Below are 14,117 nucleotides of genomic sequence, written 5' to 3'. Positions count from 1 at the left end.
CGTGCACGTCGACGTGCTCGGCGAGGCGGGGGCGGAGCCGGACTGGCAGGAACGGGCGCTGTGCGCCCAGACCGATCCGGAGGCCTTCTTCCCGGAGAAGGGCGGCTCGACCCGGGAGGCGAAGCGGATCTGCGGCGGGTGCGAGGTCCGGGCCGAGTGCCTGGAGTACGCGCTGGCCCAGGACGAGCGCTTCGGCATCTGGGGCGGGTTGTCCGAGCGGGAGCGGCGCCGGTTGCGTCGCGCCGCCGGCTGAGCCCACGGGACGAGCGCGGCACGGGCCGGGGGGTCCGCGCGGCGCGACGAGCGGGTCGTTCCCCGTGGGCCACCGCCCACCGGGTCGACGACGTCTCGTGGGGTCGGCACGGGCCGGTGCGGGTGCAGGCGTCGGCCGGTTCGCGCGACGCCGCGGCTGCCGTCGGCGCGTGCTCTCGTCGGCGTGGCTCTCGTCGGCGGGGCCGCGGACAGTGCTGATGGGTGCGCGTGCGCGGCGTGTCGTCGACGCGTGGGCCGACGGGGCAGGTCGGGCCCGGTTCCCGTCGCCGTGACGAGATCGCCGTGACGAGAACCGGCGCGCGCCCTACTCGGCGCCGCCGTCGACCGCGTCGGGCTCGATGTTGAGGTACTCCGCGACCTGCTCGACGAGCACCTCGTGCAACAGGTCGGCCAGGTCGGCGCCGCCACGCGCCCGCGCCTCGAGCGGGCGCCGGTAGATCACGATGCGGGCCCGCGACGGGAGTCCCGCGTGGTCGACGCCCGCGGGCACCAGCTGCGCGAGCGGGACGCCCACGTCGGCGAGCACACCCGCGCCCCACACGACGTCGTCGGGCGAGGTCTCGTCGACCTCGGGCACCTCGTCGACCGCGAGGTCGAGCTCGGCGAGCTCGGGCCCCCAGCGCAGCTCGATCGGCTCGAGCGCCTCCAGCACGAGCAGGTCGAACTTCTCCGCCCGCGTGCGCGACGCGGGCAGCGACACCGGGTAGAGCAGGCCACGCAGGCCACGGCCCCGGCGGTCGCGCCGTCGGGGCGATCGGCGCAGCGTTCGACGCGCGGTGGTCACCCGGCGAATAGTACGACCGCGGCCCGCACCCGGTCGCGCCGCGCGTCGCAGCCACGTCCCGCACGGCGCAGGCGCTATCGTCGACGACGTGCTGAGTGTGCGGAGGTGTTCGCGGACAGGGTGCACCGAGCTCGCGGTGGCCACACTCACGTACGTGTACGCCGACTCCACGGCCGTCGTCGGGCCGCTCGCCACGCAGGCCGAGCCGCACTCCTACGACCTGTGCACCGCCCACGCGCATCGGCTCACGGCGCCGCGCGGCTGGGAGGTCGTCCGGTTCGAGGGCGAGTTCGCCCCGCCCCAGCCGTCGGCCGACGACCTGACCGCGCTCGCCGAGGCCGTCCGCGAGGCCGGCCGGGCCGACCGCCCCCTCGACCCGCCGCCCTCGGTGCCCGCCCAGGGCACCGGCCGCCGCGGCCACCTGCGCGTTCTCCCCGGCGCCGACGGCTGACCGCCGCCGCCCTGCACGGCCCGACGGCCCGGCCGGGGGTGACCCGGCTCGCAGCGTCGTGCGCCCCCGATAAGGTCGGCGGCGTGCCCGACCTGTCCTCGATCGTGAAGGCCTACGACATCCGCGGCGTCGTCGGCGAGCAGCTCGATGCCGCCACGGTGCGCGCCGTCGGCGGGGCGTTGGCCCGGCTGGTCGGCGCGGAGGGGGCGTGCGGGGTGGTCGTCGGCAGGGACATGCGGGACTCCTCGCCCGGCTTCGCCGCCGCGTTCGCCGAGGGCGTCACCGGCCAGGGGCTCGACGTCGTCGACATCGGGCTGGCCAGCACCGACATGCTCTACTTCGCCGCGGGCACGCTCGACGTGCCGGGCGCCATGTTCACCGCGAGCCACAACCCCGCGCGCTACAACGGCATCAAGCTCTGCCGTGGCGGCGCCACGCCGATCGGCCAGGACACCGGCCTCGCCACGCTCCGCGAGGCCGTCGAGGCGGGCGTCCCGGCGGGTCCGGGCGGCGGCACGGTCGAGCAGCGGGACCTGCTGGGGGCCTACGCCGACCACCTGCGCTCGCTCGTCGACCTGTCGGGCGCACGCCCGCTGCGGGTCGTCGTGGACGCGGGCAACGGGATGGCCGGACACACCGTGCCGGCGGTGTTCGCGCCGCTGCCGTTCGACGTCGTGCCGCTGTACTTCGAGCTCGACGGGAACTTCCCCCACCACGAGGCCAACCCGCTCGACCCGGCGAACCTCGTCGACCTGCAGAAGGCGGTCGTCGCCGAGGGCGCCGACATCGGGCTGGCGTTCGACGGCGACGCCGACCGCTGCTTCGCCGTCGACGAGCGGGGCGAACCGGTGAGCCCGAGTGCCATCACCGCGCTGGTGGCCGCGCGCGAGCTCGCGCGCTCGCCCGGCGACACGGTCATCCACAACCTCATCACCTCGAAGGCCGTGCCCGAGATCGTCACCGAGCTCGGTGGCACCCCGGTCCGGACGCGCGTCGGGCACTCGTTCATCAAGCAGACGATGGCCGAGACCGGCGCGGTGTTCGGCGGCGAGCACTCGGCGCACTACTACTTCCGCGACTTCTGGCGGGCCGACTCGGGGATGCTCGCGGCGCTGCACGTGCTGGCCGCGCTCGCCGGGCACGACGGTCCGCTCTCGGCGCTGATGGCCGGCTACGAGCGCTACGCGGCGTCGGGTGAGATCAACTCGACGGTCGGTGACCAGGCCGACCGGGTCGCCGCCGTCCGCGAGGTATTCGGCGCGCGTCCGGGGACCGCCTTCGACGAGCTCGACGGCCTGACCGTCACGCTGGCCGACGGCGCGTGGTTCAACCTGCGTGCGTCCAACACCGAACCGCTGCTGCGGCTCAACGTCGAGGCCGCCGACGCCGACGCCGTCGCCGTCCTGCGCGACGAGGTGCTGGCCATCGTGCGCGCCTGAGGGCCGCGCGACCCGTCGCGACCCACGCGGGGGCCCCCGCGTCACAGACATCGATCCGCAGGCGGTCGGTCCGGTACCCGGACGGACCCGGCGCGGACCCGCCCGGACTGGCAGCATCGCAGGGGTGGGGCCCGCACCGTCGGCTGCGACCCCGTGCAGGGAAAGAGGAGGACCGTGGCCATCGAGCTCGACCCCCAGCTGCTGGAGATCCTGGCGTGCCCGTCCGACGACCACGCGCCGCTGCGCCCCGGGTCCGTCGCCGGCAAGGACGTGCTGACCTGCACCGAGTGCGGCCGGCGGTTCCCCGTCGTCGACGGGATCCCGGTGCTGCTGCTCGACGAGGCCCTGCCCGGCGACACCACTGGTACCGGTCCCCGTGGCGACGGGTGAGTCCGTGCTCGACGACACCCTGCTGCTCGATGCGGCGGCGCTCGCAGCCGTCGACACCGGCGGTGTGCTGCGCGCCGCGGCGACGGCCGGCGCCCAGGTCCGCTCGGCGGCCCTGAGCACCGACGAGGCCGGCGTCCCCGACCTGTCGGGGCACCGCCCCCGCGGGCTGGTGCTGGTCCGCAGGCCCGGCGTCTCGGCCACGGCGATGCCGCTGGTCGCCGCCGTGCTCGGCCCCGCGTGTCCCGTGCCCGTCGTGCTCGCCGACACGGTCCCGCTCTGGACCGGTCCGCTCGACGTCGTCGTCGTCCACACCGACGACGCGAACGACGCCGAGCTGGCCGACGCCGTCGGTTCCGCGGTCCGCCGCGGCAGCGACGTCGTGCTCTCGGCGCCCGGTGACGGCCCGGTGGCCGCGGCCGGCGCGGGCCGCGTCCGGCTCGTCGAACCCCGGATCCCGGTGCCGCCGGCCCTCGACCTGCCGCGCGCCTACGCGGTCGGCCTCGTCGTCGCGGGCACCCTCGGGCTGCTGGGAGCCGGGTTCGACGTCCGGCTCGACGCGCTCGCCGACGCGCTCGACGGCGAGGCGGAGCGCAACCAGCCCGGCCACGAGCCGTTCATGAACCCCGCCAAGGCGCTCGCGCTGCGGCTGGCCGAGCACACGCCGCTGCTGTGGGGCGTCGACGCCGTCGCGTCGGCCGTCGCCGCGCACGGCGCCGCGGCCCTGGCCACCCACGCCGGGGTCGTCGCCCACGCCGACGACGCCGCGCGCGCCGCGACCGCGACCGGGCTGCGCCGCGCGCTGGAGTCCGGCGCCGCCGAGCGCGACGTCTTCCACGACCCGTTCGACGACCCCGCGCCCGCCGCGCTCGCGCTGCGCCTGGTCCTGCTCGCGACCGGCGAGGACGAGCCCGGCCAGGCCCTGCTGCGGCGCACGGGCCGTGACTGGCCCGTCGCCGACGTGCTGCATCCGGTGGAGGAGATCGTCCGCGGCACCCCGAACGCCGCGGTCCTGCGTGCCGGGGTGCTGGCATCGCGCCTGGACATCGCCGCCGTGTACCTGGGACTGGCGACCCGTACCATCGAGCCGGCCTGACCGTCGGCCCCACCGGGGCCGCGCAGTCCGAACGAGGAGCACGTCGACCGTGGAGTTGCTGGAGAATCCGGTGCGGCCCTACGCCTGGGGCTCCCGCACCGTGATCGCGGAGCTGCTCGGGCGCCCGTCGCCGTCCCCGCACCCGCAGGCGGAGCTGTGGCTCGGCGCGCACCCGGCCGACCCGTCGCACGTGGTCCGCGACGACGTCACCGCGGAGTCGCTGATCGAGCTCATCGACGCCGACCCGGTCCGCGCCCTCGGCCCCGACCGGGTCGACCGCTGGTCGGGGCGGCTGCCGTTCCTGCTGAAGGTGCTCGCCGCCGACGAGCCGCTGAGCCTGCAGGCGCATCCCAGCGCCGAGCAGGCCGCGGCCGGGTTCGAGCGGGAGAACGCCATGGGCCTCCCGGCCGACGCCCCGGATCGCAACTACCGCGACCCCAACCACAAGCCCGAGCTGATCTGCGCGCTCACCGAGTTCCACGCGCTCGTCGGGTTCCGCGAGGCCGACGCGTCGGTGCGGCTGCTGCGGGCGCTCGACGTGCCGGCGCTGGCCGCCTACACCGAGCTGCTCGCCGCGCAGCTGGGTCCTGACGGGCTGCGCGCGCTGTTCACGACGTGGATCACCCTGCCCCAGTCGGTACTCGACGACCTGGTGCCGGCCGTCCAGGAGGGCGCCGTCCGGCTGGCCGCGGTCGGCGGCGAGTGGTGCATGGAGGCCCGCACGATCCTCGAGCTCTCCGAGCGCTACCCCGGCGACGCGGGGGTGCTGGCGTCGATCCTGCTCAACCGGACCGTCCTGCAGCCGGGCGAGGCCCTCCACCTGCCCGCCGGGAACCTGCACGCCTATCTGTCCGGCGCCGGGATGGAGGTGATGGCCAACTCCGACAACGTGCTGCGCGGCGGTCTCACGCCCAAGCACGTCGACGTCCCGGAGCTGCTGCGCGTCCTCGACTTCGCCGCCGCACCCCCGCCGATCTGCACCGGGCACCCCGACCGCGGCTGGATCCGCTATGACACCCCCGCCGTGGAGTTCTGCCTGCGCCGGTTCGTGGCCGAGGGGCCGCAGGCATCGGTGGTCGTGCCCGACGGCGGGCCGCGGATCCTGGCGTGCACCTCCGGTTCGGCGATCATCCGCAGCGACTCGGGCGTGCTCAAGCTCGCCCCCGGAACCTCGGTGTTCCTGCCGGACGCCGACGCCGGTGTCGTCGTCGACTCCGCGGCTCCGGGGACGCAGCTCTTCCTGGCCGGCGACGGCCTCGGGGTCTGACGGGGCGCGACGGGCCCAGACGTCCGTTTCGCTAGGGTTTTCCCCGGCGCCGGACATCCCCGGCGGCGGGGACGGCTGAGGAGTGGACGTGTCGGCGAACGGCGGAACCCGGGCGATCATCGCCGCGCTGCTGGCCAACGCGGGCATCGCGCTCGCGAAGTTCATCGGCTTCCTGGTGACGGGCTCGTCGTCGATGCTCGCGGAGGCCGTGCACTCGGTGGCCGACACCTCCAACCAGGGCCTGCTGCTCATCGGCGGCAAGCGTGCCCAGCGCGCCGCCACCCCCGAGCACCCCTTCGGCTACGGCCGCGACCGCTACTTCTACTCGTTCGTCGTCGCCCTGCTGCTGTTCACCCTCGGCTCGGTCTTCGCGATCTACGAGGGCATCCACAAGCTGCAGCATCCCGAGCCGCTCACCACGCCGATCGTCGCGGTCATCATCCTGCTCGTCGCGGTCGCCCTCGAGGGCTTCTCCTTCCGCACCGCGATCCACGAGTCGCGCCCGCTGAAGGGGTCCGGCAGCTGGTGGGGCTTCATCCGCCAGTCCAAGGTGCCGGAGCTGCCCGTCGTCCTGCTGGAGGACTTCGGCGCGCTGATCGGCCTGGTGCTCGCCCTGTTCGGCGTCGGGCTGACGGTGCTCTCCGGCGACCCGGTGTGGGACTCGATCGGCACGCTGTGCATCGGCACCCTGCTCGGGATCATCGCCATCATCCTGATCATCGAGATGAAGAGCCTGCTCATCGGCGAGGGCGCCACCGCACCGGTGCTGGGCACGATCACCGAGCGGCTCGAGGCGGCCGACGAGGTCGTGCGCGTCATCCACATCCGCACCCAGTACCTGGGCCCCGACGAGCTGCTCGTCGCGGCGAAGCTCGCGCTGCGGCCGGGCATGTCCGTCGAGCAGGTCGCCACGTCGATCGACGCGGCCGAGGCGCGCGTCCGCGACGCCGTCCCCGTCGCGCGGCTCATCTACCTCGAGCCCGACCTCGAGCGGACCGTCGTCGCCGGCTCTCCCTAGTACGTCTGCGGCCTAGTACGTCTGCGGCGGGCGGATGTGGTCGAAGATCAGACTTGTCCGCGTCGCCGCGACGTCGGGGTGGGTGTTGAGCGTCATCACGAAGTCGCGCAGGGCCGAGGAGTCGGCGGTCGCGACGCGGAGCATGTAGTCGTCGTCGCCGGCGAGGAAGTAGACGTCGCGGACCTCCGGCAGCCGTCCGACGCGCTCGACGAACTCGGCCAGGCGGCTGCGGGCGTCGCTCTGCAGCCGTACCGAGATCATCGCCTGCAGCGGATGGCCCGTGGCGGCCGGGTCGACGTCGGCGTGGTACCCGCGGATGACGCCGCGCTCGCGCAGTGCCCGGATCCGCCCCAGGCACGTCGACGGCGCGATGCCCACGGCCTCGGCGAGCGCGTTGTTGGGCATCCGGGCGTCGTGCTCGAGCAGGCGCAGCAGCTCGCGGTCGATCCGGTCGGGCAACGCCCGCACATCGTTCGGCTGAGGGCCCCGCGGAAACACTGATTTGGAATCTTCGTCGGCCATATCGTCTCCTCATGAATCTTCTTCGGAAATATTGGCACGAACACGTATCAAGTTCATCATGGAGAAATAGCGAGCCGCTGAACACTGTGAGGTCACCGTGAGGATCGCCGTTCCGCGCGAGATCAAGGACAACGAGTTCAGGGTCGCGCTCACCCCCGCCGGGGTGCACGAGCTGGTCGGTCGCGGCCACGAGGTCGTCGTCGAGCAGGACGCGGGGGCCGGATCCTCGATCCCCGACGCGGACTACAAGGCCGCGGGCGCGCAGGTCCTGGTGGGCGCACAGGCCGTGTGGGAGAGCGCCGACCTGTTGCTCAAGGTCAAGGAGCCGGTCGCGGCGGAGTACGGGTACCTGCGCAGCGACCTCACGCTGTTCACCTACCTCCACCTGGCGGCGTCGCGCCCGTGCACCGACGCGCTGCTCGCCGCCGGCACGACGTCGATCGCCTACGAGACGGTCACCACCGCCGACGGACGGCTGCCGCTGCTCGCGCCCATGAGCGAGGTCGCGGGCCGGCTCGCCACCCAGGTCGGCGCCTACCACCTGATGCGCCCGGTCGGCGGCCGCGGCGTACTGATGGGCGGCGTGCCCGGCACCCCGCCCGCCCGGGTCCTGGTCATCGGCGCCGGCGTCGCGGGTCGCAACGCGGTCGCGATGGCCGTCGGCCTGCATGCCGACGTCGTCGTCGCGGACGTCGACGTCGAGAAGCTGAAGGCGGTCGACGCCGAGTACCACGGCCGCGTCCGCACGGTGTACTCCACCGCCCACGACCTCGAGCGCGAGCTGCTGGCCGCCGACCTCGTCGTCGGGGCGGTGCTCGTCCCGGGTGCGAAGGCCCCCAAGCTGGTGCGCGACGACGTCGTGGCCGGGATGCGCGCCGGCGCGGTGCTCGTCGACGTCGCCATCGACCAGGGCGGGTGCTTCGAGGGCTCGTGGCCCACGACGCACGCCGACCCCGTCTACCGGGTGCACGACACGGTGTACTACTGCGTCGCCAACATGCCCGGCGCGGTGCCGGAGACCTCGACGCGCGCGCTGACCAACGTCACGCTGCCGTACGTGCTGCGGCTGGCCGAGCTCGGTCCCCTCGCCGCGCTGCGCGCCGACGCCGGTCTCGCCGCGGGCCTCAGCACCTGGGCCGGATCGCTGACCAACGCCGCCGTCGCCGCCGCCCACGACCTGCCCTTCACCGCGCCGGCCGACGTCCTGGCCTAATGAGGGGGTTCCGCGCCGCGGGCCTCGGTGCGCTGGGGTGGCTCGCGCGCGTGGCGCCGCGCGACGTCGCGCGGGTCCTCCGTCGGCCTCCTGCCGTCGCGTGGGCCCCGGTCGCGTGGGGCCCGGTCGTGTGGGTCCCGGTCGCGTGAGTCCCGGTCGTCCGGGCCTGGTCGTCCCGGGCCTGGCTGTGCGGGGCTGGTCCTGCCGCGGCGGCGCCGGTGCGGCCCGGGATGGTCCGGGGCGGTCCGGAGCGATCGTGTTGGGGTGATCACTGATCCCGGGGCATGGACGCGGTCACGTGCGCTCTTGTCCCGCGAACGGCGATCACGGGCGACGCGGCTCCGGTCGGGTTCGCGTCGCGGCCGGACCGTGTGCGGCGGGGGACCGTGGGTACCAGAACCGCGTCGGGTCGGGGGGCACGGGATCGCTCCCCGGGGCTTGCGCGGATGCCGGGCTGCGACGAGGGCGACCGGGGCCGGGCGGCTGTGCCGGTGGCTCGGCTGTGGGCCGGTCGCGGGGTGCGGCGGCGTTGGTGAGCGCTCGGTGGGTGAGTGCGCGGGGTGATCGCTGGATGCGGGACGTGGACCCCGGTCGGCGGCGCTCCAACCCGAGGTGATCGCCGTTCCCGGGACATGGAGGCCGTCAGGTGCGCTCATGTCCCGCGAACGGCGATCACGGGCGAAGCGGCGCCGGTCGGGTCCGCGTCGCGCCTGGACCATGTGCGCCTGGACCGTGTGCGCCTTGGCCGTGCCACTGGACCATCGGCGGCCGGACAGCGTAGGGCGGGCGCGGCGGGTTGGCGCCCCTGACTCGCGCGGAGCGCGGCCCGCGACGGCCGTGAGCGGGGCGGCCGGCTCTGCAGCCGGCGGGCGGGCGCTCGCCAGCGCATGCCGACGAACCCCGACGCGCGTAGCCTCCCCGTCTCATGACGGCAGAGGACCTGCGACCCGCGAAACAGCGTCACGGGGTGTTCCGGACCAAGAGCGTCGAACAGTCCATGAAGGACACCGACGACCCGGACAGCAAGCTGCGCAAGGACCTCGGCACCTGGGACCTGATCGTGTTCGGGGTCGCCGTCGTGGTCGGGGCCGGCATCTTCACGATCACCGCGAGCACCGCGGGCAACGTCGCGGGGCCGTCGGTGTCGGTCGCGTTCGTGATCGCCGCGATCGCCTGCGGGCTCGCCGCCCTCTGCTATGCGGAGTTCGCCTCCACGGTGCCCGTCGCCGGGAGTGCCTATACGTTCTCCTACGCGACGTTCGGGGAGCTCATCGCCTGGATCATCGGATGGGACCTGATCCTGGAGCTCGCGGTCGGCAGCGCCGTCGTCGCCAAGAGCTGGTCGAAGTACCTGAACCAGGTCCTCGGCCAGATCGGCGTCGACCTCCCGACGCAGCTGCCGATGGGGCCGCTCGCGTTCGACTGGGGCGCCCTGCTGCTGGTCGCGGTCCTGACGACGCTGCTCGCACTCGGCACCAAGCTCTCCAGCCGGGTCAGCCTCGTCTTCACCACGATCAAGGTCGCGATCGTGCTGCTGGTGATCGTCGTCGGCATCGGGTACGTCAAGGCCGCGAACTACTCGCCGTTCGTGCCGCCCGCGGCGCCGGCGACCGAGGGGGAGACCGGCCTGACCCAGTCGCTCCTGTCGGTGTTCGGCGGCGCCGGGAGCAGCAACTTCGGCATCTACGGGCTGCTCGCCGCCGCGTCCGTCGTGTTCTTCGCGTTCATCGGTTTCGACGTCGTCGCCACGGCGGCCGAGGAGACCAGGGACCCGCAGAGGTCGTTGCCGCGGGGCATCCTCGGTTCGCTGGCCATCGTCACCGTGTTGTACGTGGCGGTCTCGCTCGTGCTGACCGGCATGGTCAAGTACACCCAGCTCGCCGACCAGCCCGACGGGACCCAGGCCACGCTCGCGACGGCCTTCGCCGATCTCGGCGTCAACTGGGCCGCGACGGTCATCTCGATCGGCGCACTCGCCGGCCTCACGACCGTCGTCATGGTCCTGATGCTCGGCCAGATCCGCGTCATCTACGCGATGGGCCGCGACAACCTGCTGCCCCGGCCGCTGTCGCGCACGGGATCGCGCGGGACGCCGCTGCGGGCCACGCTCATCGTCGGGGCGCTGGTCGCGCTCGGTGCGACGTTCTTCCCGGCGGGCGACCTCGAGCAGATGGTCAACATCGGGACGCTGTTCGCGTTCGTGCTGGTCTCGATCGGCGTCGTCATCCTGCGCCGGACGCGCCCGGACCTGAAGCGCTCGTTCCGCACCCCGCTGGTCCCGCTGGTGCCGATCCTGTCGGTCCTCGCCTGCGTGTGGCTGATGCTCAACCTGTCGGTGGAGACGTGGCTGCGGTTCATCGTCTGGATGATCGTCGGTGGGGCGATCTACGCGTTCTACGGCCGCACGCACTCACGGGTGCGCAACGAGCGGCAGCAGGAGACGTCGGGGCGCTGACGCGGCGCGTCAGAGCGTCCCGGTGAGCGCCTGCAGGCCGAGGCTCGACGCCGCCACCATGATCCACAGGATTCCGCCGAGCAGCAGGGGCCGCGTTCCGGCGCCGCGGATCTCCGACGGGCGCAGCGACAGCCCGACACCGGCGAGCGCGACGGTGATCAGGAACGTCCCGAGCAGCGACAGGGTCGGGTGCCACGCCGGGGGGATGACGCCGAGGGTGTCGAGCGTCGCGGCGGCGAGGAAGCCGAGCAGGAACAGCGGCAGCACCCGGTGCCAGGGGATGCCGCGCAGCCCGCGGTCGGCACCCGCCTGCCGGTGCGCGGTCCACAGCGCCAGCGCGATCACGACGGGGACCAGCAGCAACGTCCGCGTCAGCTTGACGACGATCGCGTACGACGACGCGTCGCCGCCGTACGAGACGGCTGCCGCGACGACCGACGACGTGTCGTTGACCGCGGTGCCCGCCCAGAGGCCGAAGGCGTGGTCGGAGAGGCCGAACAGGTGCCCGAGCGCCGGGAAGGCCAGTACGGCGGCGACGTTGAAGACGAAGATCGTGCCGACGGCGTAGGCGATCTCGTGCTTGCGCGCGTCGATGACGGCGGTCGTCGCCGCGATCGCCGAGGCCCCGCAGATGCCGGTGCCGACGGAGACGAGAATCCGGGTCGCACCACCGACCCCGAGCATCCGCCCGATCAGCCAGCCGCCGCCGAGCGCCACCGCGAGCGTGCCGAGCATGACCGGCAGCGACCCCGCGCCGACGGTGATCACCTGCTGCAGGGACAGCCCCGTCCCGAGCACGACGATCGAGGCCTGGAGCACGGGTTTCGCGGCCACCGCGATACCGGGCGACATCCGCTCGCCGGGCGCGAACAGGGCGGCGACGACCCCGCCGAGCACGATCGCGAACACCGGTCCTCCGACGACCGGCACCCATCGCCCCAGCACCGTCGCGACGACCGCGACGGCGACCGCCAGCACCAGTCCGGGAGCGGTTCGCCGCAGCCGCGCTGCCCCACCGGCGAGCCGGTGGGGCATCGACCACGACCAGCCATGTCCCGGACCGTGTGCCCAGCTGCTCATCGGCGCCCCCTCTGTGCTCGCCGCCGACGTCCGAAATGTAGGAAGCGACACGGCTAATGTCTGGACATTAGCCGATGAGCGGCGGGGGGTCGAGACGGAGCGGCAGACGCAGGCCTCCGTCGGGCGGCCGGGCGCCCTCGGACCGGGGGGTTACGCCGGGCAGGTGCTCGGTGCGGATCGGCCTGCTCGCAGCCCGAGGAGCTCGCCGGCCGCGTCGGCGAACCGTGCGGCCGCGGCGTCGCCGGGCGGGATGGTGGCGGCGACCGCACGAGCCCGGTCCCGCAGCGCGATCGCGCTCCGAACCGCACGGCGCAACCGGGCCGCGTCGAGCCGGCGGGCCGGCAGCACGACTCCCGTTCCGGCCTGCGCGACGCGGCGGGCGACCTCCGGCTGGTCGCGGCCGAACGGCACCGCGACCACCGGTACCCCCGCCGCGACGGCCTTGGTGACGATCCCCATCCCGGACGGGCACACGACGGCCGCGGCCCGGGCCAGCACCGCCGCGTGCGGGACGAACCGCTCGACGCGCACCCTCGGTGCCTGCGGCAGCGTCGCGGAGTCGTAGGCGCCGGCGAGGGTGACGACGACGCGCACGGGCTCGTCGCGTAGTGCCTCGATCGCGGTGGCGGCCAGCGCCTCGTCGCCCTGGTAGTGCGTCGAGCAGGTGACCAGCACCCACGGCTCACCGGGCTCGGCGAGCCACGCGGGCTCGTCGGCGGGCGGGTCCCACGGCTGCCCGCCGACGATGCGGACGTGCGCGGGCAGGTCCGTCCGGGGGTACTCCAGGGGTTCGCCGGTGAGGACGAGGACGCGGTCGGCACCGGGTACGTACTCCAGCGGACTGCGCAGCGCGGGTAGGCCCTCGGCGCGGCGGACGTCGTTGAGCCCCGGCAGCAGCGCCTTCCCGAACGCCTTCTCGACGACCTTCCACAGCACCGCGTCGCGCAGCGCGCCCCACGGCCCGGTGCGGGGGCGCAGCCCCATGCCGTACGGCGGGATCCCCGCCCCCGGGTAGGGGAGCACCGAGGGCACCACGGTGGCCCACGGCAGCCCGGTGGTCTGTGCGGCCGTGGCCGCGCCGTAGGTGTTCGCGTCGACGAGCAGCGCGTCGGGCCGCACCGTCGCCACGGCGGCGTGCAGGTCCTGCGCTTCCCAGGCGGAGCGGGCGAGCAGATCGGACAGCTCGTCGACGTGCCGGCCGCCCGGGTCGTGGGAGGCCGCGACGTGGGCGCTGATCCGCGGGTCGACGGCGCTCGCCTCGAGTCTGCCGCCGATGATCCCGGCGGCGGTGAGCTGGGCGGCGAGCTCCGGCGAGGTCCGCAGGTGTACCCGGTGGCCGCGCGCTGCGAGCGCGCGCAGGCCCGGGACCAGCGGGAACACGTGGCCCGCCGCGGGCGGGGTGTAGACGAGGAACGTGCTCATGGCTCCTGCTTCCGGTCGGCGTCCGGAGCAGCGAGCGCGGCCCGGACGAGCATGGCGATGGTGTCCTCGGCCTGACCGGCGGTCAGGCCCTCGTGTGCGGTGAGTACGAGCCAGAGCTCGACGCCGGTGACGGCGACGAGCCGGGCGCGCAGCGTCGACCGGACGGGCTCGGCCAGCGCCGCGAGTGGCTCCGCGAACGCCTCCTCGATCCACTCGCGGTGGGCCCGACGGCCGCCCTCGGCGTTGGCCGCCAGCGCGGGCGAGCTGTCCTGCTGGGTGAGGTTGCGGTCGAGCACGGCGGCCCACCGCTGGTAGTGGCGACGGAAGGCGGCGGCCACCCGGGTGGGATCGGGGCCGGGCGGGGTGCCGAGGTCCTCGGCCACCTGCGGCGCGATCCACGCGCCGACGGCCTCGGCGAGCCCGTCTTTGGTGCCGACCCGGCGGATCAACGTCTGCAGTCCGACGCCGGCGCGCTGGGCCACCGCCGCGAGCGTGATCTGGTCGTACGGGCGCTCGATGAACAGTTCGAGGGCCGCGCCCAGGATCCGCTCGGTGTTGCGGCTCGCCGCGTCCGCGCGGGCGGCCTGCCGGTACTGCCGCGTCTCTTTCACGGTAATGAGGTTACCGCGAAATTTGGGCCGAAGAAAGCCCGGCCGGAGACCGACCTCGTCGGGAGACGGGCGGCCGATCCGGCCGGGCCGGCGGTGGAG

General features: G+C 74.2%; 14 protein-coding genes. 9 read left to right on the top strand and 5 right to left on the bottom strand.

Annotated features, from left to right (window positions below):
* Position 1: 1 nt before the first annotated feature.
* Positions 2-253 (top strand): WhiB family transcriptional regulator, encoded by a 252-nt coding sequence (locus tag PSED_RS26150; protein WP_041762434.1) that lies wholly within the window; start codon positions 2-4, stop codon positions 251-253.
* A gap of 324 nt (positions 254-577) precedes the next feature.
* On the opposite strand, the gene PSED_RS26145 is transcribed toward PSED_RS26150, so the two are convergent.
* Entirely contained in the window at positions 578-1,057 is a 480-nt protein-coding gene (locus tag PSED_RS26145) for a metallopeptidase family protein (protein WP_013677246.1), read from the bottom strand.
* Between the two features lie 88 nt (positions 1,058-1,145).
* Between PSED_RS26145 and PSED_RS26140 the strand changes: the two genes are divergently transcribed.
* The 6 genes from PSED_RS26140 (at position 1,146) to PSED_RS26115 (ending at position 6,715) form a co-directional block, all read left to right on the top strand.
* Positions 1,146-1,508, top strand: a complete 363-nt coding sequence (locus PSED_RS26140; RefSeq protein WP_013677245.1) for a DUF3499 domain-containing protein — start codon at positions 1,146-1,148, stop codon at positions 1,506-1,508.
* A gap of 83 nt (positions 1,509-1,591) precedes the next feature.
* Positions 1,592-2,947 (top strand): phosphomannomutase/phosphoglucomutase, encoded by a 1,356-nt coding sequence (locus PSED_RS26135; protein ID WP_013677244.1) that lies wholly within the window; start codon positions 1,592-1,594, stop codon positions 2,945-2,947.
* Between the two features lie 174 nt (positions 2,948-3,121).
* Positions 3,122-3,337, top strand: coding sequence for a Trm112 family protein (locus PSED_RS26130; RefSeq protein WP_013677243.1), 216 nt, complete (start codon positions 3,122-3,124; stop codon positions 3,335-3,337).
* 4 nt (positions 3,338-3,341) lie between these two features.
* Positions 3,342-4,430 carry an SIS domain-containing protein gene (locus PSED_RS26125; protein ID WP_041762432.1) on the top strand — a complete coding sequence of 363 codons (1,089 nt, stop codon included), beginning with the start codon at positions 3,342-3,344 and terminating at the stop codon, positions 4,428-4,430.
* 49 nt (positions 4,431-4,479) lie between these two features.
* Positions 4,480-5,697 (top strand): mannose-6-phosphate isomerase, class I, encoded by a 1,218-nt coding sequence (gene manA / locus PSED_RS26120; protein WP_013677241.1) that lies wholly within the window; start codon positions 4,480-4,482, stop codon positions 5,695-5,697.
* 88 nt (positions 5,698-5,785) lie between these two features.
* A complete protein-coding gene (locus PSED_RS26115) occupies positions 5,786-6,715 on the top strand; it encodes a cation diffusion facilitator family transporter (RefSeq protein ID WP_013677240.1) in 930 nt (309 codons plus the stop codon).
* Between the two features lie 12 nt (positions 6,716-6,727).
* Here PSED_RS26115 and PSED_RS26110 read toward each other — a convergent pair whose 3' ends face one another.
* Entirely contained in the window at positions 6,728-7,183 is a 456-nt protein-coding gene (locus tag PSED_RS26110; protein ID WP_233899158.1) for an Lrp/AsnC family transcriptional regulator, read from the bottom strand.
* A 151-nt stretch (positions 7,184-7,334) separates the two neighbouring features.
* On the opposite strand from PSED_RS26110, the gene ald reads away from it, so the two are divergent.
* Both ald and PSED_RS26100 read left to right on the top strand, forming a co-directional pair.
* Complete coding sequence (gene ald / locus PSED_RS26105) at positions 7,335-8,450, top strand: alanine dehydrogenase (protein ID WP_013677238.1); 1,116 nt, start codon at positions 7,335-7,337, stop codon at positions 8,448-8,450.
* A gap of 925 nt (positions 8,451-9,375) precedes the next feature.
* On the top strand, positions 9,376-10,905 hold the full coding sequence (locus PSED_RS26100) for an amino acid permease (protein ID WP_013677236.1): 1,530 nt from the start codon (positions 9,376-9,378) through the stop codon (positions 10,903-10,905).
* Between the two features lie 9 nt (positions 10,906-10,914).
* Here PSED_RS26100 and PSED_RS26095 read toward each other — a convergent pair whose 3' ends face one another.
* The 3 genes from PSED_RS26095 to PSED_RS26085 form a co-directional block, all read right to left on the bottom strand.
* On the bottom strand, positions 10,915-11,985 hold the full coding sequence (locus tag PSED_RS26095; protein ID WP_013677235.1) for a YeiH family protein: 1,071 nt from the start codon (positions 11,983-11,985) through the stop codon (positions 10,915-10,917).
* Positions 11,986-12,135: 150 nt separating this feature from the next.
* A complete protein-coding gene (locus PSED_RS26090) occupies positions 12,136-13,407 on the bottom strand; it encodes a glycosyltransferase (RefSeq protein ID WP_013677234.1) in 1,272 nt (423 codons plus the stop codon).
* The gene (locus PSED_RS26085) at positions 13,404-14,018 is read right to left on the bottom strand and encodes a TetR/AcrR family transcriptional regulator (RefSeq protein ID WP_013677233.1); all 615 of its coding nucleotides are present in this window, start codon (positions 14,016-14,018) and stop codon (positions 13,404-13,406) included. The genes PSED_RS26090 and PSED_RS26085 overlap by 4 nt, the downstream gene beginning before the upstream one ends.
* Positions 14,019-14,117 lie beyond the last annotated feature (99 nt).

The sequence above is a fragment of the Pseudonocardia benzenivorans CB1190 genome, assembly GCF_000196675.2.
Classification (GTDB): Bacteria; Actinomycetota; Actinomycetes; order Mycobacteriales; family Pseudonocardiaceae; genus Pseudonocardia; species Pseudonocardia benzenivorans.
Note: the sequence above shows the minus strand (reverse complement) of the source record. Positions and strands in the feature narration are given on the sequence as shown.

What these genes read in the sequence shown, in the direction of transcription:
- PSED_RS26095 (WP_013677235.1), bottom strand. Translation starts at nt 11,985, where the DNA reads ATGAGCAGCTGGGCACACGGTCCGGGACATGGCTGGTCGTGGTCGATG.
- PSED_RS26100 (WP_013677236.1), top strand. Translation starts at nt 9,376, where the DNA reads ATGACGGCAGAGGACCTGCGACCCGCGAAACAGCGTCACGGGGTGTTC.
- PSED_RS26090 (WP_013677234.1), bottom strand. Translation starts at nt 13,407, where the DNA reads ATGAGCACGTTCCTCGTCTACACCCCGCCCGCGGCGGGCCACGTGTTC.